This window comes from Cloacibacterium sp., from assembly GCF_047601505.1.
GTDB lineage: Bacteria > Bacteroidota > Bacteroidia > Flavobacteriales > Weeksellaceae > Cloacibacterium.
Window position 1 is genome coordinate 329,695 of record NZ_JASGJD010000001.1, and the last position, 22,765, is coordinate 352,459.

A 22,765-nucleotide genomic window follows, 5' to 3' on the forward strand; every position below is an offset into this window, starting at 1 on the left:
ATGTAAAATGGTAAAATTTATCAATATGAATATAGAACAAATTTATACAGGTTGTTTAGCTCAAGGCGCTTATTACATCACTTCTGATGGAGAAGCTGCCATTATTGACCCATTGAGAGAAGTACAACCATATCTGGATAGATTAAAAAAAGATAATGTTAAGTTGAAATATATTTTCGAAACACATTTTCATGCAGATTTTGTTTCGGGACATGTAGATTTGTCACAAAAAACAGGCGCACCAATTGTTTACGGACCAACAGCTCAGCCTTCATTTGAAGCAATAATTGCAGAAGATAATCAAGTTTTTGAAATCGGGAAAATTAAGATAAAAGTTCTACACACACCTGGTCACACTATGGAAAGTTCTACTTTTCTTTTGATAGACGAAAATGGCAAAGAAACTGCAATTTTTTCTGGTGACACTTTGTTTTTGGGAGATGTAGGAAGACCAGACTTGGCGCAAAAAGCAGCAAATCTTACTCAAGAGGAATTAGCAGGACTTTTGTACGATTCTATTTATAACAAAATTCTTCCTTTAGCAGATGACATTACGGTTTATCCGGCTCATGGTGCCGGTTCGGCTTGTGGCAAAAATATGCAAAAAGAAACCGTAGATACTTTAGGCAACCAAAAACAAACCAATTATGCATTAAAACAAAGCTCTAAAGAAAGTTTCGTAAATGCTGTTTTAGATGGACTTACCACTCCACCGAAATATTTCGGTATGAATGTAACTTTAAATAAAAAAGGCTATGATAGTTTTGAAGAAGTAATGAAAAAAGGGAAAAATCCTCTTTCTGTAGAAGATTTTGAAACTACAGCCGAAGAAACAGGAGCTTCAATTTTAGATACTAGAAATGCTGCGGAATTTAGCAAAGGTTTTATTCCTCAATCGATAAACATTGGCTTAAAAGGAGATTTTGCACCTTGGGTCGGAACAATGATAGTAGATGTACAACAACCAATTTTATTGGTTTGCGACTCAGAAACAGAAGAAGAAACCATCACAAGACTTTCTAGAGTTGGCTTTGATAATGTTTTGGGTTATTTGAATGGCAGTTTTGAATCTTGGGAAAATTCAGGAAAAGAAATTGATACTATTGATAGAATTTCCGCTGAAGAATTTGCGGATAAATTTGATAAAAATACAATTGTTATAGATGTAAGAAAAGAAGGAGAATATGCTGCGGAACACGTAGAAAATGCCTTCAGCAAGCCATTGGCCTATATTAATGATTGGTTAAACACCATTAATAATAATCAACATTTTTTTCTTCATTGTGCTGGCGGTTACAGAAGTATGATTGCAGCAAGCATTCTACAAGCAAGAGGTTATAGAAATTTTTCTGAAATAGAAGGTGGTTTCAATGCGATAAAGAAAACAGAAAAAATCCCTACTACAGATTTTGTTTGCCAAAGTAAAACGCTATCATAGTTAATATTTTTTTGATTTATTAAAAACGATAATGACTGAAGAAAATTTTGATAAAAATTACTGGAACTCTAAATGGAAAAATGCTCAAACCGGTTGGGATATTGGCTCAGCATCTACAGCTATTTCAGAATATTTTTTACAAGTTGAAAATAAAAATGTAAAAATCTTAATTCCAGGATGTGGTAACGCTCACGAAGCAGAATTATTATTAGAAGAAGGCTTCAAAAATATTACACTATTAGACATTGCGCCTAAAGCTTGTGAAATTATTTCGAAGAAATTTTCTCATCATGAAGTAAATGTAATTTGTGAAGATTTTTTTAATCTTAACGGGAAATATGACATTATTGTAGAACAAACTTTTTTCTGTGCGCTTCATCGTAATTTAAGAGAAAAGTATGTTGAAAAAATGGATAGCTTGCTTCATGAAAACGGAAAAATAATTGGGCTTTTGTTCAATAAAGATTTTGATAAAGCCGCTCCTCCTTTTGGTGGAAATGAAGCAGAATATAGGAAACTTTTTGAAAACAAATTTGAAATAAAAAAAATGGAAGAATGCTATAATAGCATAAAACCAAGAAAAAACACCGAAGTTTTCATCAACTTTCAAAAAAAGAAATATTAACCCTAAAAAATATAAAATATGAAAACAAACATGGGCGCATTAGATAAAACAATACGTATTATCATTGCCATTATTATTGGTTATTTATATTACAACGGAACTATTTCTGGCACATTAGGAATTATTTTGATGGTTTTTGCAGCGATATTTTTACTTACAAGCATTATAAGTTTTTGTCCGCTCTACACCATTTTCGGAATTAAAACATGTAAGAAAAAATAATGGAGTTTTTAAAAAAGTATAAAATTAGCATTATAGGAGTTTTAGTAGGCGGTATTTTGGGATATGCTTATTATCACTTTATTGGTTGTAGCAGTGGCACTTGCGCCATCACCTCAAAACCAGTTAACAGTTCCGTTTACGGGATGGTAATGGGATATTTAATTTTTTCAACCTTTCAAAAAACTAAAGAAAATAAATAAAATTATGTTCGGATTTTTAAAAAATTTATTTGGTGGTAATTCTGTAGATTACAAAGAATTGGTAAAAAATGGAGCTCAGATTATCGACGTGAGAACTCCAGCAGAATTTAACGGAGGACATGTAAAAGGAGCCAAGAATATTCCTTTGCAAAGTCTTAATCAAAATTTAGGTAAAATTAATAAAAACAAACCTGTAATCACCTGTTGTGCAAGTGGCGCAAGAAGTGCTGCCGCAAAAAGCATTTTGCTAAATAGTGGTTTTTCAGAAGTTTACAACAGCGGAGGCTGGCATGGTTTGAACAATAAATTATCTTAAAAATGAAAAACTTTTTCAGAGATTGGAATTTAAGAAGAATCATTTATTTAATTGGAGGAATCTGGGCAATTGTTCAATCTGTAATGGATAAAGCTTGGTTTTTGATTCCTCTCGGTTTGTATTTTGTTGCAATGGCAATTTTCAAATTCGGTTGTGCTTCTGGAAATTGCGCAATTTCTTATTCTCCTCATCAAAAACAAGATAAACATTAAAACAACAACAAGATGTCACAAAAATTTCAAGAAATTATTAATTCAGAAAAGCCTGTATTGATAGACTTTTTTGCAACTTGGTGCCAACCTTGCAAAGTACAATCTTCCGTCTTGGTTACCGTAAAAGAACAAGTAGGAGATTCTGCTCGAATTATAAAAATAGACATAGACCAATATCCTGCTATTGCTTCAGAGTATAATGTGAGAGGCGTTCCTACGCTTGCAATTTTCAAAAACGGACAAATGCTTTGGAAAGAAAGCGGAGTTCATGATGTAAACAGCTTGGTAAATCTTATTAAACAACACCAATAAAATGACACATTTCCCAGTTTATAGCGCTTGTAATCTTATAACTAAAGAAAATTCGGAACGAAAGATTGTTGTTCATGAATTGAATGAGCTATTAACTGACGAACATCTACCGCAAAAACCACATCGTCACACTTTTTACCAAGTTCTCTACATTGAAGAAGGAACCGGAAATCATAAAATTGATTTCAATGAGCACCAAATTTCACCTCCGGTTATTTATTTTTTAGCTCCAGGGCAAGTTCACGATTTAAGCATTACCGATGAAAATTCCTTAGGCTGCCTTATCAATTTTAATCAAGATTTTTTTAGTTCTTTCCTTAATAAATCTCAGTGCATAGACCAATTACCACTTTTTAGTTTCAATCGGTCGGTTTCATATTATCAAATTCCAAAAGATGACGTATGCAAATTCAGAGAAATTTTCATTAAAATAAAAAATCTTCAAAAAAACGCTTATCACAACTCTGAAAATCTTCTCCGAATTTATCTTTTAGAATTATTTTACACCGTTTTAAACGAAATTTCAGACTCAACAGAAAACACGAATATTACCAATCAAAAAAACTTAATTTTCCGATTCGAAAAACTGGTAGAAGAAAATTACGCAACAGAACATTACCCGAAATTTTATGCAGACAAATTAGCAATTACTGCAAATTACCTCAACTACATTTGCAAAAACATTTCTGGCAAAACAGCAGGAGAAATCATTAGAAACAGGATAATACTAGAAGCAAAAAGACTTTTAATTAATTCAGAATTTAGCATTTCTCAAATTTCATTTCAATTGGGATTTGAAGACAATTCTTATTTTACCAAATTCTTCAAAACAAATTCTGAAATTTCACCGTCAGATTTTAGAAACCAAACATATAGATAAAAATTACCATCTTTAAAAGAATTTATACAATACTTATCATTGTTTTATGATATAACTTTGTGTTGTGAAAACACAAATGATAATTTCACGCTAAACTTTTCATATTTTTATACAAATGCAACGAAAACCACAATTGTTTCGTTGCATTTTCTTTTCTAAAAGAACGCATTTTGTATTTGGCACAATAATAGAATATGTTAATTTAGAATCACAGAAAACCATCGTTTTTTATTAAAGAAAAAAAGCGAATTTTCTATTTAAAATTTAAGAATATGAAAAAAATTTATTTTTTATTAGCCGCATTTATTGCAATACAATTCAATGCTCAACAAGCAGGAAAAGCAGGAGAATTATTGAAAAATGAAGTCAGCAAATCTGAAATAAACACTCAGAAAAATGACTCTTTTAACAGAAACAACCCAAATAACAACAACGATTCTTTCAGAGGAAACTCTAACATTGGTAAGCAACCTCAAATATCCGAAAGAAGAAATCCAAATTACCAATGGAATTACAATTACAATTTTGGATACGCCGAAGTTTTTATAAGAATACCAGAAATGGGAATGTTTTCAGTAGAAATTGGCGACCAAAGAATGTCTAATTCATCAGGAAAATTCAGATTTTTTGACTTAAAACCTGGCAATAACGTTATCTCTATCTACGACAGAAATTTTTTGGTTTACCGAACCAGAATAAACGTTAGAAACAACACCAGAATGGTTTTAGATTACTTCAACTACAACGGTTTGTACTTATTAGGAACTTACAATCTGAGAAATAATTACGGTGATGTTTGGAATGACACTTGGAACAATCCTTACAACAATAATAAAAATGACGATTATTGGGACCCGTCAGATAATTACGGAAACGGAAATTCTTACAAAGACCTAATGAACGACAGAGAATTCTCATCTTTTTTACAAATGTTAAAAAGACAAAGTTTTGATGATGACAAATTGAATTTCCTTGCTCCTCAACTCAATTCAACGCCTTTCACCTCCAATCAAATAAAATTGATAATGAAAGAATTTAGTTTTGATAAAAACAGATTAGAATTTGCAAAAAGAGCTTATAAAAACTGTGTTGACAAAAGAAATTATTACCTTTTAAATGATGCTTTTGATTTTGACAGTTACGCAAGACAACTTAATGATTACATCAGAAACAGATAAAAAACAATTAACGAGGAGTTGAAAATTCAGCTCCTTTTTTTTATTTTTACAAAAAATTGATATAAAAAAAAGCATTTTATTTTTATTACTACTTAGCTTTACTATTGGTTTTTCTCAAGAAAAAGAAATTCTAAAAGTACTTCACACACAACAAGAAGCTTGGAATAAAGGAAATCTAGAAACCTTTATGAGTGGCTATTGGAAAAACGACGCGCTGTTATTTGTAGGCTCTAGCGGACCAACTTATGGCTGGCAAAAAACACTTGACAATTACGAACAAACTTATCCTAACAAAGAAAAAATGGGCATTTTAGAATTTTCAGATATTTCTGTAAAACCATTAGGAAAAGATTATGCTTTTGTATTTGGAAAATGGAAACTGATTAGAGAAAACGATTCTCCAAACGGAGTTTATACTTTAATTTTTCAAAAATTTAAAGATGGTTGGAAAATTATTTCAGACCACTCTAGCTAAAAAATATACAATTTAAAATGGTGAAAACTAAATATTTTCACCATTTTTATTTCAAAACAAAATCATCAGCATCACTCAAAAAAGGAAAATCTTTTCTGAATTCTTGTAATTTTTCTAAATCTAAATTCGCAATTACTAAATTATCTTCTTTTGTAGAAATATCTTCGCCATCAGCAAAAAAACAATGGCTACTTTCTCTATATTTTAAATTATTGCCATCAGTTCCAATTCGATTAAGCGCAAAAACGTAAGACTGATTTTCTATTGCTCTGGCTTTAGTTAAAGTTTCCCAAGCTAAAACTCTAGTTTCCGGCCAATTCGCAACATATAAAATCGCATCATAATCATTCTTATTTCTTGCAAAAACGGGAAATCTTGCATCAAAACAAACTTGTAGTAAAAATCTACATCCTTTATAATTTACAATTACTCTTTCTTTTCCATGTGTATAAACTTTGTCTTCGCCAGAATAGGAAAACAAATGTTTCTTATCATAAAACTGAAAACTTCCATCTGGTTTCACAAAATAAAATCTATTGTAAAAATCTTCTCCATCTTTTACAGAAATACTCCCTGCAATTGCAGAATTTTTATTTTTCGAGAAAGATTTCATCCAAGACAAAGTTACTCCTTCATTATCTGCCACTTCTTCAGCTTTCATACAAAAACCCGTTGTAAACATCTCTGGAAGTAAAAACAAATCTGCTTCTTGATATTCAAATTCCCTTTCTATTAAAGAAAAATTAGCATAAATATTTTTCCAAATTATATTTTGATTTAAACCTATGATTTTCATTTCTGTAAGTTTCAGAATTTCTATTTTGTGTTACAATATTACCACAATTGTAATATGTGAATATAAGAAAAATATAAATTTGCAGTTATAATAACAATTAAAAAAATAAAATTATGAAAAAAATCGTATTCGTTTTTGCGATGTTCTTTTTAGGACAAATGACGTTTGCGCAAGCATGGCAAGGAAGTGGAGATCAAAAATTTCAAGTAGGTCTTAATGGTTGGGGCAACGGCACTGGTGTTACTGCTACTTACGATTATGGAGTTTCTAAAATAATCTCTTTAGGTGCTGGTGCAAATTTATATTTCTCTGGATATAAAGATGACAACAAAGACAATAACGTTTTTGTATTTGGTAGAGTAAACTTTCACTTACAAGATGCTTTAGATATGCCTAGCAAATGGGATTTGTATCCAGGTGTAGATGTAGGTGTTATTGGCAATACTTTCGGACTTGGAGCACACCTTGGTGTAAGATATTACTTCAATAATAATGTTGGTGCATTCTTAGAAGCTGGTAACAATGGTAGCATTGGTGTTTCTTTCAATTTCTAATTGAATACATTAAATAATCATAAATTAAAGACGCTTTTTGGCGTCTTTTTTTATTTGGTACGGTTTTAGTGAAACAGAATTGTTACATTTGCATAATTTTAAAAAAATAATTAAACTTAATGGAATTAGCAACACAGATATTTCAATTTATATTAAGTATTTCTATACTTGTTGTTTTACACGAATTAGGACATTTTTTACCAGCTAAATGGTTTAAATGCAGAGTAGAAAAATTCTATCTTTTCTTTGACCCTTGGTTCTCTTTATTTAAGAAAAAAATCGGAGAAACAGAATACGGAATCGGATGGCTTCCTTTTGGTGGCTATGTAAAAATCTCTGGTATGGTGGATGAAAGCATGGACACCGAACAGCTAAAACAACCTGCACAACCTTGGGAATTTAGAAGTAAACCAGCTTGGCAAAGACTCATCATTATGCTTGGTGGCATTATCGTTAATTTAATTTTAGCTTGGGCTATTTTCACAGGATTAAATTTATCAGTTGGCGAACAATATCACGATTTGGCAAAATTCCAAAATGGAATTGCAGTTTCTGAAGAAGGAGCAATGATGGGACTTCAAAACGGAGACAAAATCTTAAAAATAGATGGCAAACCAGCTGAAAGATTAGAAAATTCTATGATTAATATGCTTCTTGCTGATGAAGTAACCGTAGAAAGAAATGGAAAAGAAGTAACCTTCAAACCAAATGAAGACGGAATTGCTCACATTTTAGGCGCGAAAACAGCTAAATTATACATCTCCAATAGATTTGCTCCTGTAGTAGATTCTATTATTGAAGGGCCAGCTAAGCAAGCAGGCTTACAAATTGGCGATAAAATTGTAGGAGTTGATGGCAAAAAAATTAATTTTCAAGATGAATTAATTCAAGATTTATCTAACAAAAAAAATACTCCAATAAAATTAGAGGTTCTAAGAAATAGTGAATTAAAAACACTAGACCTTACAACTACAAAAGACGGCAAAATAGGCTATTTTCAAAACAAAAATTTAGCATTAAAAGCTTTTGAACAAACAGAAACCACTAAAGAATATAGTTTTTTCCCCGCAATAGGAAGAGGTTTCGAAAGAACAGTAGAATCTCTTACCATGCAGATTAAGCAGTTCAAATTAATGTTTAACAAGAAAATTAAAGGATACAAAAACGTTGGAGGTCCTATTGCCATTATCAAAATGATGCCTAAAGAAATAGATTGGGTAGCTTTTTGGAGTTTTACGGCAATGTTTTCGGCTTGGTTAGCATTTTTAAACTTGCTTCCTATCCCAGGTTTAGACGGTGGGCACGCCCTTTTTACCACTTGGGAACTTATCACTGGCAAGCCAGTTCCGCAAAAAGTTTTAGAAAATGCTCAAATGATTGGAGTAATCTTCCTAATGGGACTAATGCTATTAATCTTTGGTTCAGATATTTACAAATTAATCGTAAAATAATTGAAAATTTTTCTTGAAAATATTTTGCAGATAAGTAAAAACGCTCTATATTTGCACCACTCAAAACAAACAGAGTAGCCTTTTTAGCTCAGTCGGTTAGAGCATCTGACTGTTAATCAGAGGGTCGCTGGTTCGAGCCCAGCAAAAGGCGCCAAAACCATCAGAAAATCTGATGGTTTTTTTTGTATTTTTGGTATTTTAAAATGAAACAATTCTCAGCAAAACGTTCAATTCAGATTTTAGGACATATTTTACAACAATATGGCATCAATAAAATGGTAATTTCACCTGGTTCTAGAAATGCTCCACTTGCCATTCATTTTTCTGATTTAGATAGTTTTGAATGTTTCAGCGTGGTAGATGAAAGAAGCGCAGCTTTTACCGCAATGGGAATGGCAAAATCTCTTAAAAAGCCCGTTGCCATTTCTTGTACTTCTGGTTCTGCAGCTGCCAATTATTATCCTGCGGTTACAGAAGCTTTTTATCAAAACGTTCCGCTTTTAATTTTAACAGCAGACAGACCGAGAGATTTTGTTGACATTTTTGACGGACAAACTATTCGTCAGAAAAATTTATTTCAACAACATTCTTATGGAGATTTTGAACTTTTGGAAGACGAAACAGAGAATGCTGAAGAAGAAAATTTCAAAACCATTAAAACAGCCATAGAACTTTGTATAGAAAAACAAGGTCCTGTACATATCAATATTCCGCTTTCTGAGCCTTTATATGGATTGGTGTACGAAATGCCTGTTTTCCCAGAAATTGAAGTCATTAAACAAGAAAAAAAACACGAAATTCCTTCTCAATTAATTTCAGAATTCAATCAATCTAAAAGAATTCTAATTTTAGCAGGAACTCACGATAAAAATCCAGAGCTAGAATCTATCCTTTCTCAGTTTGTAAAAAACCATTCTGTAGTGGTTTTAACAGAGGCAAATTCTAATCTTTATCACGAAAAATTCTTCAATCATATAGACCGTTATGTTTTTAATTTTAACGACGAAGACATAAGAACTTTCGCTCCAGATTTACTGATTACTATTGGGCAGAATGTGGTTTCTAAAAAAGTAAAAGAATTTTTAAGAAAAGCAAAACCTAGCAAACATTGGCATATAGACCAACATTGGTTTCCTAATACTTACTATGCTCTTACCGAAAAAATTAATGCAAAACCAGAAATTTTCTTCGGGCAACTGCTTCCTTTTTCTAAGTTAGAGCCACAAGCTTATTACAATCTTTGGGATGTTTTAAGAGACAAAAGAGACGCTAAACACGATGCTTATTGTTCGTCTATCAGATTTTCGGATTTTAAAATTTTTGAAATTCTAGAGCAAAAAATTCCTCAGAATTATCACGTTCACGTTTCTAATTCTTCTGCAATTAGATACACCGAACTTTTTCCGTTTTCTAAAAATCATCATATTTTCTGCAACCGAGGAACCAGCGGAATTGACGGCAGCACTTCTACCGCAATGGGATATGCTATGATGAGCGAAAATCCTGTGATTTTGGTAACTGGAGAATTAAGTTTCTTGTACGATGTAAATGGACTTTGGAACCAATACATTCCGCCTTATACGAGAATTATTGTGGTGAACAACGGCGAAGGAAATATTTTCAGAATTATTCCCGGACCAAGTTCTACCAATGCTGTGGACGAATTTATCGCAACAAAACATCATAAAACCTGCGAACACATCGCCAAACATTTCGGTTTTAGTTATTTTAAAGTAGATGAAGAAGAAACTTTATTAAGAACTTTGGACAATTTCTTTAAGCCAGAAGAAAAACCAAAAATTCTAGAAATTAATACTTCTGAAATTCAAAATGCTGATGTTTTGAAAGAGTATTTTAATTCTTTGAAGTAAAAAACACAGAATTAAATCCCCAAATACTCTCTGCTTTCTGGTAAATTTACAATTCTTTCAATAGGATAGATAAACATATCATCAAAATCGTTCATAGAATTAATCAGTTGAAAATGAGAGAATTCTTTAATATTTTGCAAAGTAATTTCGGTTTCTTTTATTTTCTTTTCTTTCAAAAGATGTTGGCGCATTACGCCGTTTAACAAATAAGTAGTTGGCGTGTACCAAATTTCGTCTTTTAAGAAAAGTAGATTGGTGTAAGAAGTATCCGTGATGTAATTATTTTTAACAATAATAATTTCTTCGCATTTTGCTTTGGTTTTCATTTTTTCGAATTCCTTACGGTCTTCAAATTTAAAAGCATAATCGTATGTATTGTTTTCTACCAACTGAAAATTATCAATCTCTGCAATAGCATAAGGAATGAGCTGAGTTTTGTAGTTTCTATTTAAATCATACACAATTCTCAGTTTAAAAAATCCGTCTTCGTCTATTTCTAGATTTTTTACAATTTTTTCTAAATTGATAGAACCTTGCGCCCCAAAATGCGCAAAAGTATCATTCACTCTTTTTTGGTGTAACTCTAGCAGAAACACTTCCTGATCTTCTATTTTGATGCTTTCAATGAATTGGGACATATATTTTGTTTTTCATTTCTTGATATTCGTCTTCTAGCTTGCTGAGATGCGTAATTCCGCCTCCACTTTTGAAAACCAAATTCGGTTTTTCATTCAAATATAAAGAATTTTTGTTTTCTATGTACCTAATAATCACACAAGAATCAAGATTTTCTCCATCAAAACAACCTGCAACGCCGGTATAAAATCCTCTTTTATAATTTTCGGCTTCCAAAATCACTTCCAAAGTCTTCGGTTTTGGCGCTCCGAGAATAGAACCAGCTGGAAGAATTTTTTGAAGCAAACTTCCTATTTTATATTGAAATTCTGGTTTTACATCACCAGAAATTTCCGAACTCATCGCATAGAGATTTTTATTGCTAGTTTGCAGATAATCAATTCGTTGAAATTCATCTAATTGAACGTTATCAGCAATCATACTCAAGTCATTTCTCAACAAATCTACTACCGTATAATGTTCGGCTTTTTCTTTTACATCGTTTTTTAAAAGTTCTATTGCGTTCTGTTTTTCCGCTTCAATAGTTCCTTTCATTGGATGAGTGTAAATTTTTTGGTTTTTAATCTCGACAAAAGTTTCTGGCGAAAAAAAAGTAAACTCATTATTAAGCAACACTTTGTATTTTGCTTTAGACTGATAAAAAACTTCTTCCAGAGTAAGATTGGTCTCAACGGGAGTTTCTGTAGTGTAATTTACCAAATAAGAATCGCCACGTTTTAGATGTTCTTGCACAATTTTGAAACCTTTTTCGTAATCTTTTTTAGATTGAGGAAAAGCTTGCCATTCAATTTTTTTAGAAGCAAATTCTTTGTTTTCAATGTTTTTGAAATAAGGAAAATCTACTAAAATTATCTTTGATTTTAAATCTTCTTCATTGAAAATCAAAACGTTTTCCATCAAAAAATCTATCACAAAAAAGAAAGGAACTTTCTGCTGAGAAAGTTGGTCTAATTCTAAGAATTTTTGATGATTGATATTTAACATGCGCAAATTTACATTTTTGAAAAAAATTATCTCCTTTTTTATTTCTGAAAAAAAAACTTTTTTCTTCTAAAACCCTATTAAAAAATAACCTTCATCGTTCATAAGAACAATTAAAAATTAAATTACCATTAAAAACATGAATTTCTATCAATTAAATTAAAAAAAACAATGGTAAATTTTATACAAAAGAACTAATTTTGCAAAATGAATGAAGCAAGCAGAAAGATTAGTTTAGATTACGTTATAAAACAGTCTTTTAAATATTGGAGTTCCACTCTTTTTTATCAATTAATATTTACTTTAATATACTTTTCTACGTTACTTATTTTGGGAAAATTTTTGTTAGATTACTATGAAATTTACCCTAAAATACAAGAAATTGCTCCATTAATGTCTTCAAACCCAGACGAATTTAGCTCTGCTATTCAAGAGATTACCTTTAGTGACAATTTCAAATATTTCTCAATGATGGTAATTGTAGCTACTGCAATTATTTATCCTCTTAATATTGGTTTTTTCAAAATTTATACTTTAATAGATGCTCATGAAAAAGTTAATATAAACGATTTATTTGCTGGTTTTTCTGGTTCTAATTTCTTTAAATTTTTTGGTTATTATTTGCTTTGGGGCGGAATTTATTTCTACTTAAAACCATTGGTAATCCCTGGTTTTCTATGGATTATGTTTACCATTTTTGCGGCACCGCTTCTTTATTTTACTCCGATGAATTTAACCGAAGCTCTAAAGATAAGTTTTAAGGTAGTTGGCGGTAATTTTTTCATTATAGCAGCGTGTTCTGTTTTAGCTATAATTTTCAGTTATTCTGGATTTCTCTTATGCTTTTTTGGGCTTTTCTTTACCTTTCCTTTCTGGAATGCAATTATTTATACTTTGTTTAAAAGTTATTTTCGTATAAAATTTGTGTAGTTCTGTAACAAAAGTCACATAATTTTAACTAATTTTGGTAAAAACAAAATATTAAAACTATGAGTAACTTTTCTGAATTTGAAAGACCTTTAGCTCCGCAAAAGGAATCTGGAAGTATTATTTCTCACGCATGGGAGAATTATAAAAACATTATCGGGTATGCAATATTATTTTGGGTTATTACTTTCGTTATTTCTTATTTAATTTCTATGCTTTTTCCAAGTGCTACTTTAGGAGTAAGCTTCTACAAAGAACTTATTGAGTCTGCACAATCTGGAAATTCTGAAGATTTAAAAGACATGATTTTAGAACAACAAAATTCTGGGTTTGGTTCTACTGCATTTGCAATGCTATCGTCTATGGTAAGTAGTATGATATTATACCCTTTATCCGCAGGCATTATTTATATGACTCATAAAAGCAACACGAAACAAAATATTGAGTTTTCGGACTTATTTATTGGATACAGACAAAATACAGGAAATTTAATTTTATACGGAATTGTAATTTCTATTTTAGCAACAGTAGGTACTTTTTTCTGTCTTTTACCAGGTATTTATATGTACATTGTAGGATTCGTTGGTTTGCCCATTGTATTTTTTGGCAATAAAAATGTTTCTGATGGATTAAGTTTGAGCTTCAAAACTACAAATGATAACTTCGGACTTGTATTGGTAGTTGCGATTTTAGGAGGTTTAATTTCAATTTCTGGATATTTATTGTGCTGTATTGGAGCAATTGTTACATTACCATTTATACACACTGTTTCATATTCATTATATTGTGCTTTATTTGGTACACCTTACGAAGTAAATAAAGATTAAAATTTTTAAAAATATTTATACCTTTGAAAGCAACAGAAATTTCTGTTGCTTTTTTAATTCCACAATATGAATACATCTAACCAAATAAGCAATAACAAAGTAAGACAGGTTTTTATGCTTGCCATCATTTTATTGATGCTGGGTTTAATACTTTTCAATTTGAGTGATTTTTTACCATCACTATTAGGTGCACTTACGCTTTATATTATTTCGAGGGAATTTAATTTTAATCTGGTAGAAAAAAGAAAATGGAAACCTTGGGCAGCAGCCATTGTCATTATTCTCATTGCACTTTTCGTTATTATTATTCCATCTTATCTTATTGTAGATTTATTGGTAGAAAAAATTGGAAACGCACAACAATACGCAGATAAATTCAATGATTTTATAGACAAAGTATCTCATTATATTCAGAGTAAATTAGACATTGATATTTTAAGTAAAGAAAATAAGCAGAAAATATCTGAAGTAGCAGGAAAACTTTCTACTACAATCCTCAACACAACACTCAACACTCTTACAGTAATCTCAGCAATGTTCTTTATTCTGTATTTTATGCTTACCAAAGCTAGACTTTTCGAAAGAATTTTAATGGGAATTTCGCCTTTAAAAAAATCTAATGGAAAAAAAATTGGTATAAAATTCAGAAAATTAGTAGTAGCAAACGCTGTTGGGATTCCTGTTGTTGCATTAGGACAAGCCATTGTAGCATTAATTGGTTATTTCATCTTCAAAGCTCCCAGCCCGATATTATTATTTGCGCTTACCTTTATTGGAAGCATGATTCCTATTGTAGGAGCAGCAATTGTTTATATTCCTGTTGGGATTTTTATGTTGGCAAGTGGAGACACCGTTGGTGGTTTAGGCGTTATAGCTTATGGATTACTAATTGTTGGTTTAATTGATAATGTTTTGAGATTTACATTGCTCAAAAAATTAGAAAATATACATCCTCTTAATACTGTTTTCGGGATTATTTTAGGGTTAAAGATTTTTGGATTTTTTGGATTGATTTTCGGTCCAATATTGGTTTCCATTACAATACTACTGATGCAAATTTATGCCGACGAATTCTCAGAAAAACTCGAAGAAACCTCATCAATTCTTCCCGACCAAAAAGGCGATAACCAAGAAAGTGTAGAAGTAAAAATTTAGAAAAATTGATTAATCCAGAAATTTTAAAAGAAATCTGCGAGGTAAAAATGCCTTTCGGAAAATACGCAGGAACTATTTTAGCAGATTTGCCTATTTCATATCTCGAATGGTTCCAAAGACAAGGAATGCCCAAAGGAAAACTCGGGATGCAACTTTCTACGATTTACGAAATTAAACTCAACGGTTTAATGGATTTATTAACGCCAATTCGTGGTGAAGTGAATTATGAAAAACCGAAGAAGAGGGTTTATAAGTTTTAGGATATGAAAATATTAATAACAAGTTTTTTCATGCTTTTTATTGGATTCTATTTTTATAAATTTAGTCCAGAAATTTTAGAGAAAGAAAAAATTGAAGCAAATAATTTCATTAGAAAATTCTTTGCAAAACACACAACAGCTTTTATTTTAAGAATAATGAGTATGCTAATTATGCTATTAGGAATAGTAGGAATAACTTTATTCATAATAAAAATTACCTCAAACTAGAAAGGGTTCCGTAGGAACCTACTACTATTATAATATTAAAAAAAACATGATTTTTATAACATTTTTAAGTAGTAAATTTTTTAGACAAGAGATTGCCTACATATTTATATTTCTTTTCATAGTGTTTGGAATTTTATATTTAATTAAATTCATTTATAATTCATTCAGAACCGTTAAACATAGCAACAATGTTAATTATCTTCTGAAAAATGGTAAAAAAATTGAAATTGATTTAACAACATCTATGATAAGCATTACAGAGGATAAAAGAATCACAGAATTTAATGAATCAGCAACTTTTGATAAATTTGTTGAAAATGGTTTTGTTGATATTAAAGAAAAAAGGCAAGAAACGGATTACATTTCTTTTGTTAAATTAGTCTATACAGTTGATGGGGGAAATTATCTACATGATATAAAATTACCAATGAACATGAAAAGCGTGGAAATACTTTTCGATTTTCATAAAAAAACCACACTCATTTATGATCCTAAAAACCCTGAAAATTGTATTATAGATTTAGGATTTGCAACCTAACCTTTTAAAGCCAAAATCTCATCTCTCAATTTCGCAGCTGTAATAAAATCTAAATTTTTAGCCGCAGCTTCCATTGCTTTTTGTTTTTCAGCAATCATCTTTTCAATATCAACACTTCCATAAGCTGCTTTTTCTTCGGCAACTTGTCTTACAATTTCTTTTTGAGTATAAGCAGAATCTGGGAAATCTTTGGCTCTGCCCACCAAATTTTCAGAAATTTTCTTATTAAGCGGAGTAGGAACTTTGTTATGTTCCTCGTTATATTTCATTTGTTTTTCTCGTCGATAATTGGTCTCATCAATGGTTTTTTGCATCGAATTGGTCATTTTATCAGCATACAAAATTGCTTTTCCGTTCACATTTCTTGCAGCTCTTCCTACGGTTTGCACCAAAGATCTGCGAGACCTTAGCATCCCTTCTTTATCTGCATCAAGAATCGCTACCAAAGAAACTTCTGGCAAATCTAAACCTTCTCTCAAAAGATTTACACCTACCAAAACATCAAACAATCCCGTTCTTAAGTCTTGCATAATTTGTATTCGCTCCAAAGTTTCTACATCAGAGTGAATATATCGCGTTCTAATTCCAAATTTTGTGAAATATTTTGTGAGTTCTTCCGCCATTTTTTTGGTTAAAGTCGTTACCAAAACACGCTCGTCCTCTTCTACTCTTTTTTGAATTTCCTCAATTAAATCATCAATTTGATTCATCGTTGGTCTCACTTCAATAATTGGGTCTAGAAGTCCAGTAGGACGAATAATTTGTTCGGTATAAATTCCGCCAGATTTCTCCAATTCGTAATCTGCCGGTGTTGCGGAAACATAAATTACCTGATTTTGCATTTCCTCGAATTCTGGAAATTTCAACGGACGGTTATCCATTGCTGCAGGAAGTCTAAAACCATATTCTACCAAAGCTTCTTTTCTGCTTCTATCGCCACCGTACATTGCGTGAACTTGCGGAAGCGTAGCGTGAGACTCATCAATCACCATCAAATAATCTTTCGGAAAATAATCTAGCAAACAGAAAGGTCTAGAACCAGGCTCTCTTCCATCCATATAACGAGAATAATTTTCGATGCCAGAACAATATCCGAGCTCTTTTATCATTTCTAAATCTAATTCGGTACGTTCTTGCAAACGTTTGGCTTCCAAAGGCTTTTCAATAGAATTAAAAAAATCAACTTGCTTTACCATATCATCCTGAATTTCTCTAATTGCTTCATTCATCGTTTCTTTTGAAGTAACAAATAAATTAGCAGGATAGATATTAATTTGGTCAAAATTTGAAATTACATTACCTGAAATCACATCAAAACTTTGAATTTTTTCAATTTCGTCTCCAAAAAACTGAACTCTAATTCCGTTATCAGCGTAAGCAGGATAAACGTCTATAACGTCTCCTTTCACCCGAAAAGTACCTCTTACAAATTCATTTATACTTCTAGAATATAGCGCATTAACCAATTTATGAAGAAAAGCTGTTCTAGAAACTTTAGAGTTTACTTCTATTTCTATTAAAGATTTATTGAATTCCGTAGGATTTCCAATACCATAAATACAAGAAACTGAAGCAACTATCAAAACATCTCTTCTCCCAGAAAGCAAACTTGCAGTAGCAGAAAGTCTGAGTTTTTCTACTTCTTCATTAATAGACAAATCTTTTTCTATGTAAGTTCCTGTGGTAGCAATGTAAGCTTCTGGCTGATAGTAATCGTAATAAGAAACGAAATATTCTACGGCATTTTCTGGAAAAAATTCTTTGAATTCCATAAAAAGTTGAGCCGCCAAAGTTTTATTATGCGCAAGAACTAGAGTTGGTTTTTGCACTTTTTCTACCACATTTGCAATGGTGAATGTTTTACCAGAACCTGTAACACCAAGTAACGTTTGATATTTCTCTCCGCTTTCTATTCCTTCGGAAAGTTTTTCTATCGCATGAGGTTGGTCGCCAGTTGGCGCAAATTCTGAATTGAGTTTGAAATTCATATTCCAAAAATACAAAAGAAAAACAAATAAAAAAAGAGCAGAAATTTCTGCTCTTTTAAGAATTTATTCAAAACTCATGGTCATTGGCATTTTAAAAGAAGAAGCTACAGGCTTACCGTTAAGCGTTGCTGGTTTCCAAACAACACCTTCTAAACTTTTTTCAATTGAATTCTTGGCCGCTTTTTTAAATGATTCATTATCAAAATCATAACTATCATTGTATCGTTTGCCATCATCAGAAATAATTAAAACTATTGTTCCTTTAATGATTCCTTTAGTATTTTCTAATTTACTTGGGTCAAAATTTTCAGAAAATTTATTTCTTAAAGCAGTTAAACCTCCCGGGAATTCTGCTTCTGTATGTGATTCTATTTTATCTACAGGCGGAGGTGGTAAAATTGGCTCAGCAGACTTAGACTGACTTGCTTTAGCTACTTCATTTTTAATTTCTGTTTTAATTGCAGCTTCTGTTTTCTTAACTTTTGGTTTAATGGTGTCATTTTCGGATTTCGTTAAGATTTTACTTTCTAAATTTTGAGGTAATGGAATTTTTTCCTTGAAAATTTTCTCAGAATTTGAGAAGTTATTTTCTACAATTTCAGAAGGTTTCTTGTTTGCAAATGCCACAAAGAAAATGGCAAATAATGGTAAAATTAGAAACTTCTTAAGGTTAGCTAATTTGGATTTGGATTTTGTCATCATGATAAATCGTTTTTTGGTGTTATTAAAATTGAATTGGTGTGTTAATTGGTAATTTTGATGATAAATAATCTCGTCTAAAATCAAATGCTGATAAGATTTTATTCCATAATTGTTGTTCACTACATTTTCGTCTGCCAAAAATTCGTGATTGTTGATCATGGCTTTTTTGTAAAAATGCAACACAGGATTAAACCAAGAGATAATTTTTAAAATTTCGAGCAATAGAATATCCAAACTATGTTTCTGGAGTACATGAAGCTTTTCGTGTAAGAAAATTCTTTGGTCTATATTGTTGTCAATCCAGTAATTTTTACCAAAATAAATTTTATTTAAAAAACTAAACGGAGCAATTTCCTTTTCTAGAATTTTAATTTTTTGATGCTGATACATCAAATTTTGTCCTTTTAAATTCAAAATTTTGTAAACAGAAATAATGGCTTTAATCAAAAAAAACAAAGCAACTGAAGCGTAAATTATTGGAATTAAAATCATCCAATTCACATTATTTTGCTCAACACTTGAAACAAAAACAGCTTGTTGTTGAACCACGTTTCCTATTATTAAATTTGGTTTTGATTTTTCAAAATTTGGAATCGTAAGAGAAATAAAAGGAATTGTGTAAGCAAAAACCAGCGAAAACAAAAGATAAAACCTATTGAATTTCAATACTTTTTCTTTTTCAAAAAAAATATAGTAAACTGCCAATAATAGAGCAGAAACTAAAATTATTTTTAAAACGATGGCAAACATTAGTCTTTAATTTTTTGGTCTATTAAGTCTCTTAGTTCTTTTAATTCGGTTTGAGACAATTTTGTATTTGAAGTGAAAAATGAAGCAAATTGCGAAGCAGAACTGTTGAAAAATTTGTCAATCATAGAAGTCATTTCTTCTTTAAAATAAACTTCTTTACTCACTTTCGGGAAATATTCTCTAGAATTTCCATACGTTTTGTATCCTATCAAATCTTTATTTTGCATTCTTTTCAAAAGCGTTGCAATAGTAGTAGTTGCTGGCTTTGGTTCGGGAAATTCTTCCATAATATCCTTCATAAAAGCCGCTTTTTTTTGCCAGATAATTTCCATTAAATCTTTTTCAGCATCGGTAAGTTTTTGATCTTTCATTCTACAAAATTAAAATTAACTCTACAAATGTAGAATAAAAATTTGAATACGCAAACATTTTCTTTAAAAAATAAAAAAACCGAGAAAAATCTCGGTTGATATTAAATTTCTTCTAACTGAACGGTAAAATGTCTAAGAATTTCGCTTTCCCAAGTAATGTGATAGCCTTTCTTAATTTCTGCTCGCCTATCGAAAACATTTTTTAGCGCCACCGCAATATAATTAATGTGATTATCGGTGTAAGTTCTCCTCGGAATTGCAAGTCTCAACAATTCTAGCTTGGGATAGCGGTTTTCTCTGGTTTCTGGGTCTCTATCTGCTAAAATAGTTCCAATTTCCACCCCTCTAATTCCTGCTTCTTTGTATAATTCAATTGCTAAAGTCTGCGCAGGGAATTCTTCTCGTTTTATATTGGGTAAAAACTTCAAAGCATCTACAAAAATTGCGTGCCCGCCAATTGGTTTTTGAATAGGAATCCCGAATTCTATTAATTGATTTCCGAGTAATTCTATTTGAGTAATTCTACTTTTCAAATAATCGAATTCCGTAGCTTCGTCTAAACCTTGAGCCAAAGCCGCCATATCTCTACCAGCCATTCCGCCATACGTAATGAAACCTTCATAAATAATGGTAAAATTAGAAGCAGCTCTGTAAATTTCTTCGTCATTTAAAGCGATAAAACCACCGATATTTACCAAACCGTCTTTCTTAGAACTCATCGTCATTCCCATTCCGTAGGAAAACATTTCTCGGCAAATTTCTTTGATGCTTCTTTCAGATTGCCCTTCTTCTCTTGTTTTGATGAAATAAGCATTTTCTGCAAATCTTGCAGAATCAAAAATTACAGGAATTCCGTATTGGTCTGACAGTTTTTTTACTGCTTTTATATTTTCTAAAGAAACTGGCTGTCCGCCAGAAGTATTACACGTAATTGTAATTAAACAAAACGGAATATTTTCTTTAGAATGAGAAAGATACACGCTTTCTAATTTGTGCAAATCTATATTTCCTTTGAAAGCGTGAAGATTGTCTATATCAAAAGCTTCATCAATAGTACAATCTACAGCATGCGCTTTTCTGAATTCTATATGACCTTTTGTAGTATCAAAATGCGAATTACCTGGAACAACATCTCCTTCTTTTACCATTGCAGAAAACAGTACATTTTCTGCAGCTCTACCTTGATGCGTTGGCAAAAGATATTGAAAACCAGTAACTTCAGTAACTCTGTTTTGTAATTTTTCGAAAGAACGAGAGCCAGCGTAGCTTTCGTCTCCCGTCATTATTTCTGCCCATTGTTTGTCGCTCATTGCTCCGGTTCCAGAGTCAGTAAGCAAATCGATAAAAACTTGAGAAAATTTTAAGTTAAATAAATTATAGTGCGCTTCTTTAAGCCACTCTTTGCGTTGTTCGCGAGTTGATGGATATATTTCTTCAACCATTTTTATTCTAAATGGTTCTGCGTAAGGAAGTTTCATGAAATGAATAATTTAAAATTAAATAATTAAATTTTTAAAAACTTGAAAAAATTAAAGCAATACTTAATTCTTTCATTTTTCAATTATTTAATTTGAATCATTCCGGAGCTTTAAAAACGTTTTTATCACTGTGGAAACCGGCAACTCCGCCACTTACGGCAAATTTCATGGCTTCGGCAGCGCTCATGCCTTCAACTGCTTTAATATTTTCTTTTGAAGTGATAATTACCCAACCCGAAATGGCGTAAGAATGTGGCAAATAAACTGCAACTTGATTGGGCATTCCTACATCTGTCATATTATTTTGAGTAAGAAAACCTATTCTCCAGATTTCCGGATTTTCGTTGGTTTTTACCCAAACAGGAACGTTAAATTTCTTTTTATCTCCCACAAAAGAGCTCATTACGTCTTTAGTTGGAGAATAAATATGTTTTACGCCTGGCGTTTTTTCTAAAAAATGGTCTAAACTTTCGAAAATAAATTTCCCAAAAACAAATTTATTAAAGAAGTATCCTACGGTTGTGATAAAAGCAATCAAAGTAATGAAACCAAGACCTGTTCTATTCCACTCATCAGGAAGAAAAAACCCGAAAGGAACAATATTATCTAAAGTGTCAAAAACCACGAAAATAATGTATAATGTTGCAGCTATTGGCCCAACAATAATTAATCCTTTCAAAAAAGATTTGAGAAAAAGATTTATATAACCTTCTGTTTTCGGTCTTTTCACTTTTTATTTTTACAAATCAAAGGTAAAACTTTATTCTAAAAAATTCATAAGTTAAAATTCAAAAAAAATATTAACCGTGAATTGTTTCTTTATTTCCGTAAGATTTTATGATTTCGCCTTCATATTGTAACCATTCTTCCCAACGTTTGTTAACTTTTTCCGGGTCTCCCAATTGTCTTGCAAAGCCGATAAAAGTAGTGTAATGATTGGCTTCAGAAATCATGAGTTCTTTGTAAAATTCTCTCAGTTCATCATCTTTAATATTTTCGGTAAGCACTTTGAAACGTTCGCAACTTCTGGCTTCAATCATTGCTGCGAAAAGCATTTTGTCTATAATTAAATCTTCTCTACTGCCTTGAATAATAAATTTAAAAAGTTGATTTACATAATCATCTTTTCTTGTTCTACCTAAAATATATCCTCTTTTTTTGATGATTTCATGAACTTGGTTGAAATGGTCTAATTCTTCTTGAGCAATTGCCAATAATTCTGTCACAATCTCTGTATGCTCCGGAATCATTGTAATTAAACCCACTGCATTAGTTGCTGCTTTTTGCTCGCACCAAGCGTGGTCTGTAAGGATTTCTTCTAAATTTCCTTCTGCTATATTTGCCCAACGTGGGTCTGTTGGTAATTTTAATTTGAACATTTTCTAAAATTTTCA

At 31.3% G+C, this 22,765-nt stretch carries 27 protein-coding genes and 1 tRNA gene; 19 read left to right on the forward strand and 9 right to left on the reverse strand.

What is annotated here, in order from left to right; all coding sequences use genetic code 11:
• Nucleotides 1–25 precede the first annotated feature (25 nt).
• From QM746_RS01475 to QM746_RS01520, 10 genes are all read left to right on the forward strand, one after another.
• The gene (locus QM746_RS01475) at nucleotides 26–1,438 is read left to right on the forward strand and encodes an MBL fold metallo-hydrolase (RefSeq protein WP_414982590.1); all 1,413 of its coding nucleotides are present in this window, start codon (nucleotides 26–28) and stop codon (nucleotides 1,436–1,438) included.
• Between the two features lie 31 nt (nucleotides 1,439–1,469).
• Nucleotides 1,470–2,063, forward strand: coding sequence for a methyltransferase domain-containing protein (locus QM746_RS01480; protein WP_414982591.1), 594 nt, complete (start codon nucleotides 1,470–1,472; stop codon nucleotides 2,061–2,063).
• An 18-nt stretch (nucleotides 2,064–2,081) separates the two neighbouring features.
• Nucleotides 2,082–2,285 (forward strand): DUF2892 domain-containing protein, encoded by a 204-nt coding sequence (locus tag QM746_RS01485; protein WP_414982592.1) that lies wholly within the window; start codon nucleotides 2,082–2,084, stop codon nucleotides 2,283–2,285.
• Nucleotides 2,285–2,485 (forward strand): DUF6132 family protein, encoded by a 201-nt coding sequence (locus QM746_RS01490; protein WP_414982593.1) that lies wholly within the window; start codon nucleotides 2,285–2,287, stop codon nucleotides 2,483–2,485. Before QM746_RS01485 ends, QM746_RS01490 begins: the two co-directional genes overlap by 1 nt.
• Nucleotides 2,486–2,489: 4 nt before the next feature.
• Nucleotides 2,490–2,801, forward strand: a complete 312-nt coding sequence (locus QM746_RS01495) for a rhodanese-like domain-containing protein (RefSeq protein ID WP_414982594.1) — start codon at nucleotides 2,490–2,492, stop codon at nucleotides 2,799–2,801.
• 2 nt (nucleotides 2,802–2,803) lie between these two features.
• On the forward strand, nucleotides 2,804–3,013 hold the full coding sequence (locus tag QM746_RS01500; protein WP_414982595.1) for a hypothetical protein: 210 nt from the start codon (nucleotides 2,804–2,806) through the stop codon (nucleotides 3,011–3,013).
• Between the two features lie 12 nt (nucleotides 3,014–3,025).
• The gene (locus QM746_RS01505; protein ID WP_414982596.1) at nucleotides 3,026–3,325 is read left to right on the forward strand and encodes a thioredoxin family protein; all 300 of its coding nucleotides are present in this window, start codon (nucleotides 3,026–3,028) and stop codon (nucleotides 3,323–3,325) included.
• A gap of 1 nt (nucleotide 3,326) precedes the next feature.
• Complete coding sequence (locus QM746_RS01510) at nucleotides 3,327–4,205, forward strand: AraC family transcriptional regulator (RefSeq protein WP_414982597.1); 879 nt, start codon at nucleotides 3,327–3,329, stop codon at nucleotides 4,203–4,205.
• 272 nt (nucleotides 4,206–4,477) lie between these two features.
• Nucleotides 4,478–5,383 carry a DUF4476 domain-containing protein gene (locus tag QM746_RS01515; protein ID WP_414982598.1) on the forward strand — a complete coding sequence of 302 codons (906 nt, stop codon included), beginning with the start codon at nucleotides 4,478–4,480 and terminating at the stop codon, nucleotides 5,381–5,383.
• A gap of 127 nt (nucleotides 5,384–5,510) precedes the next feature.
• Nucleotides 5,511–5,858, forward strand: a complete 348-nt coding sequence (locus QM746_RS01520; RefSeq protein WP_414985109.1) for a YybH family protein — start codon at nucleotides 5,511–5,513, stop codon at nucleotides 5,856–5,858.
• Nucleotides 5,859–5,904: 46 nt separating this feature from the next.
• Here the strand turns inward: QM746_RS01520 and QM746_RS01525 are convergent, their stop codons facing one another.
• Nucleotides 5,905–6,654, reverse strand: coding sequence for an amidohydrolase (locus tag QM746_RS01525; RefSeq protein ID WP_414982599.1), 750 nt, complete (start codon nucleotides 6,652–6,654; stop codon nucleotides 5,905–5,907).
• Between the two features lie 113 nt (nucleotides 6,655–6,767).
• Here QM746_RS01525 and QM746_RS01530 point away from each other — a divergent pair, with 113 nt between their 5' ends.
• From QM746_RS01530 to menD, 4 genes are all read left to right on the forward strand, one after another.
• A complete protein-coding gene (locus QM746_RS01530) occupies nucleotides 6,768–7,208 on the forward strand; it encodes a DUF6646 family protein (protein WP_414982600.1) in 441 nt (146 codons plus the stop codon).
• 119 nt (nucleotides 7,209–7,327) lie between these two features.
• The gene (gene rseP, locus QM746_RS01535; protein ID WP_414982601.1) at nucleotides 7,328–8,659 is read left to right on the forward strand and encodes an RIP metalloprotease RseP; all 1,332 of its coding nucleotides are present in this window, start codon (nucleotides 7,328–7,330) and stop codon (nucleotides 8,657–8,659) included.
• A gap of 77 nt (nucleotides 8,660–8,736) precedes the next feature.
• Nucleotides 8,737–8,813: transfer RNA gene (locus tag QM746_RS01540), tRNA-Asn, on the forward strand.
• Nucleotides 8,814–8,862: 49 nt separating this feature from the next.
• A complete protein-coding gene (gene menD / locus QM746_RS01545; RefSeq protein WP_414982602.1) occupies nucleotides 8,863–10,530 on the forward strand; it encodes a 2-succinyl-5-enolpyruvyl-6-hydroxy-3-cyclohexene-1-carboxylic-acid synthase in 1,668 nt (555 codons plus the stop codon).
• 11 nt (nucleotides 10,531–10,541) lie between these two features.
• Here the strand turns inward: menD and QM746_RS01550 are convergent, their stop codons facing one another.
• Both QM746_RS01550 and QM746_RS01555 read right to left on the reverse strand, forming a co-directional pair.
• The gene (locus QM746_RS01550) at nucleotides 10,542–11,168 is read right to left on the reverse strand and encodes an aminotransferase class IV (protein WP_414982603.1); all 627 of its coding nucleotides are present in this window, start codon (nucleotides 11,166–11,168) and stop codon (nucleotides 10,542–10,544) included.
• A complete protein-coding gene (locus QM746_RS01555) occupies nucleotides 11,152–12,150 on the reverse strand; it encodes an aminodeoxychorismate synthase component I (protein ID WP_414982604.1) in 999 nt (332 codons plus the stop codon). Before QM746_RS01555 ends, QM746_RS01550 begins: the two co-directional genes overlap by 17 nt.
• 204 nt (nucleotides 12,151–12,354) lie before the next feature.
• Between QM746_RS01555 and QM746_RS01560 the strand changes: the two genes are divergently transcribed.
• The 5 genes from QM746_RS01560 (at nucleotide 12,355) to QM746_RS01580 (ending at nucleotide 16,082) form a co-directional block, all read left to right on the forward strand.
• A complete protein-coding gene (locus QM746_RS01560; RefSeq protein ID WP_414982605.1) occupies nucleotides 12,355–13,077 on the forward strand; it encodes a hypothetical protein in 723 nt (240 codons plus the stop codon).
• Between the two features lie 59 nt (nucleotides 13,078–13,136).
• Nucleotides 13,137–13,901, forward strand: a complete 765-nt coding sequence (locus QM746_RS01565; protein WP_414982606.1) for a YciC family protein — start codon at nucleotides 13,137–13,139, stop codon at nucleotides 13,899–13,901.
• Nucleotides 13,902–13,967: 66 nt separating this feature from the next.
• Nucleotides 13,968–15,056 (forward strand): AI-2E family transporter, encoded by a 1,089-nt coding sequence (locus tag QM746_RS01570; RefSeq protein WP_414982607.1) that lies wholly within the window; start codon nucleotides 13,968–13,970, stop codon nucleotides 15,054–15,056.
• An 8-nt stretch (nucleotides 15,057–15,064) separates the two neighbouring features.
• Complete coding sequence (locus QM746_RS01575) at nucleotides 15,065–15,316, forward strand: DUF3820 family protein (protein WP_414985110.1); 252 nt, start codon at nucleotides 15,065–15,067, stop codon at nucleotides 15,314–15,316.
• Between the two features lie 274 nt (nucleotides 15,317–15,590).
• Entirely contained in the window at nucleotides 15,591–16,082 is a 492-nt protein-coding gene (locus QM746_RS01580; protein ID WP_414982608.1) for a hypothetical protein, read from the forward strand.
• On the opposite strand, the gene uvrB is transcribed toward QM746_RS01580, so the two are convergent.
• From uvrB to QM746_RS01610, 6 genes are all read right to left on the reverse strand, one after another.
• The gene (uvrB, locus tag QM746_RS01585; protein ID WP_414982609.1) at nucleotides 16,079–18,070 is read right to left on the reverse strand and encodes an excinuclease ABC subunit UvrB; all 1,992 of its coding nucleotides are present in this window, start codon (nucleotides 18,068–18,070) and stop codon (nucleotides 16,079–16,081) included. The genes QM746_RS01580 and uvrB overlap by 4 nt on opposite strands.
• Before the next feature lie 63 nt (nucleotides 18,071–18,133).
• Entirely contained in the window at nucleotides 18,134–19,522 is a 1,389-nt protein-coding gene (locus tag QM746_RS01590; RefSeq protein WP_414982610.1) for a M56 family metallopeptidase, read from the reverse strand.
• Nucleotides 19,522–19,893, reverse strand: a complete 372-nt coding sequence (locus tag QM746_RS01595) for a BlaI/MecI/CopY family transcriptional regulator (RefSeq protein WP_414982611.1) — start codon at nucleotides 19,891–19,893, stop codon at nucleotides 19,522–19,524. Before QM746_RS01595 ends, QM746_RS01590 begins: the two co-directional genes overlap by 1 nt.
• Nucleotides 19,894–19,994: 101 nt before the next feature.
• Entirely contained in the window at nucleotides 19,995–21,371 is a 1,377-nt protein-coding gene (locus tag QM746_RS01600; RefSeq protein WP_414982612.1) for a tryptophanase, read from the reverse strand.
• 97 nt (nucleotides 21,372–21,468) lie between these two features.
• Entirely contained in the window at nucleotides 21,469–22,101 is a 633-nt protein-coding gene (locus tag QM746_RS01605) for a DUF502 domain-containing protein (protein ID WP_414982613.1), read from the reverse strand.
• A gap of 70 nt (nucleotides 22,102–22,171) precedes the next feature.
• Nucleotides 22,172–22,750 carry a tRNA-(ms[2]io[6]A)-hydroxylase gene (locus tag QM746_RS01610; RefSeq protein ID WP_414982614.1) on the reverse strand — a complete coding sequence of 193 codons (579 nt, stop codon included), beginning with the start codon at nucleotides 22,748–22,750 and terminating at the stop codon, nucleotides 22,172–22,174.
• Nucleotides 22,751–22,765 lie beyond the last annotated feature (15 nt).

Excerpts from the sequence above, each read along its gene's own strand:
- QM746_RS01550 (WP_414982603.1), bottom strand. The coding sequence starts at position 11,168 with ATGTCCCAATTCATTGAAAGCATCAAAATAGAAGATCAGGAAGTGTTT.
- QM746_RS01505 (WP_414982596.1), top strand. The coding sequence starts at position 3,026 with ATGTCACAAAAATTTCAAGAAATTATTAATTCAGAAAAGCCTGTATTG.
- QM746_RS01590 (WP_414982610.1), bottom strand. The coding sequence starts at position 19,522 with ATGTTTGCCATCGTTTTAAAAATAATTTTAGTTTCTGCTCTATTATTG.
- QM746_RS01475 (WP_414982590.1), top strand. The coding sequence starts at position 26 with ATGAATATAGAACAAATTTATACAGGTTGTTTAGCTCAAGGCGCTTAT.
- QM746_RS01560 (WP_414982605.1), top strand. The coding sequence starts at position 12,355 with ATGAATGAAGCAAGCAGAAAGATTAGTTTAGATTACGTTATAAAACAG.
- QM746_RS01525 (WP_414982599.1), bottom strand. The coding sequence starts at position 6,654 with ATGAAAATCATAGGTTTAAATCAAAATATAATTTGGAAAAATATTTAT.
- QM746_RS01480 (WP_414982591.1), top strand. The coding sequence starts at position 1,470 with ATGACTGAAGAAAATTTTGATAAAAATTACTGGAACTCTAAATGGAAA.
- uvrB (WP_414982609.1), bottom strand. The coding sequence starts at position 18,070 with ATGAATTTCAAACTCAATTCAGAATTTGCGCCAACTGGCGACCAACCT.
- QM746_RS01610 (WP_414982614.1), bottom strand. The coding sequence starts at position 22,750 with ATGTTCAAATTAAAATTACCAACAGACCCACGTTGGGCAAATATAGCA.
- QM746_RS01555 (WP_414982604.1), bottom strand. The coding sequence starts at position 12,150 with ATGTTAAATATCAATCATCAAAAATTCTTAGAATTAGACCAACTTTCT.
- QM746_RS01515 (WP_414982598.1), top strand. The coding sequence starts at position 4,478 with ATGAAAAAAATTTATTTTTTATTAGCCGCATTTATTGCAATACAATTC.
- QM746_RS01485 (WP_414982592.1), top strand. The coding sequence starts at position 2,082 with ATGAAAACAAACATGGGCGCATTAGATAAAACAATACGTATTATCATT.
- QM746_RS01600 (WP_414982612.1), bottom strand. The coding sequence starts at position 21,371 with ATGAAACTTCCTTACGCAGAACCATTTAGAATAAAAATGGTTGAAGAA.
- QM746_RS01565 (WP_414982606.1), top strand. The coding sequence starts at position 13,137 with ATGAGTAACTTTTCTGAATTTGAAAGACCTTTAGCTCCGCAAAAGGAA.
- QM746_RS01570 (WP_414982607.1), top strand. The coding sequence starts at position 13,968 with ATGAATACATCTAACCAAATAAGCAATAACAAAGTAAGACAGGTTTTT.
- QM746_RS01580 (WP_414982608.1), top strand. The coding sequence starts at position 15,591 with ATGATTTTTATAACATTTTTAAGTAGTAAATTTTTTAGACAAGAGATT.
- menD (WP_414982602.1), top strand. The coding sequence starts at position 8,863 with ATGAAACAATTCTCAGCAAAACGTTCAATTCAGATTTTAGGACATATT.
- QM746_RS01510 (WP_414982597.1), top strand. The coding sequence starts at position 3,327 with ATGACACATTTCCCAGTTTATAGCGCTTGTAATCTTATAACTAAAGAA.
- rseP (WP_414982601.1), top strand. The coding sequence starts at position 7,328 with ATGGAATTAGCAACACAGATATTTCAATTTATATTAAGTATTTCTATA.
- QM746_RS01500 (WP_414982595.1), top strand. The coding sequence starts at position 2,804 with ATGAAAAACTTTTTCAGAGATTGGAATTTAAGAAGAATCATTTATTTA.
- QM746_RS01530 (WP_414982600.1), top strand. The coding sequence starts at position 6,768 with ATGAAAAAAATCGTATTCGTTTTTGCGATGTTCTTTTTAGGACAAATG.
- QM746_RS01490 (WP_414982593.1), top strand. The coding sequence starts at position 2,285 with ATGGAGTTTTTAAAAAAGTATAAAATTAGCATTATAGGAGTTTTAGTA.
- QM746_RS01595 (WP_414982611.1), bottom strand. The coding sequence starts at position 19,893 with ATGAAAGATCAAAAACTTACCGATGCTGAAAAAGATTTAATGGAAATT.
- QM746_RS01495 (WP_414982594.1), top strand. The coding sequence starts at position 2,490 with ATGTTCGGATTTTTAAAAAATTTATTTGGTGGTAATTCTGTAGATTAC.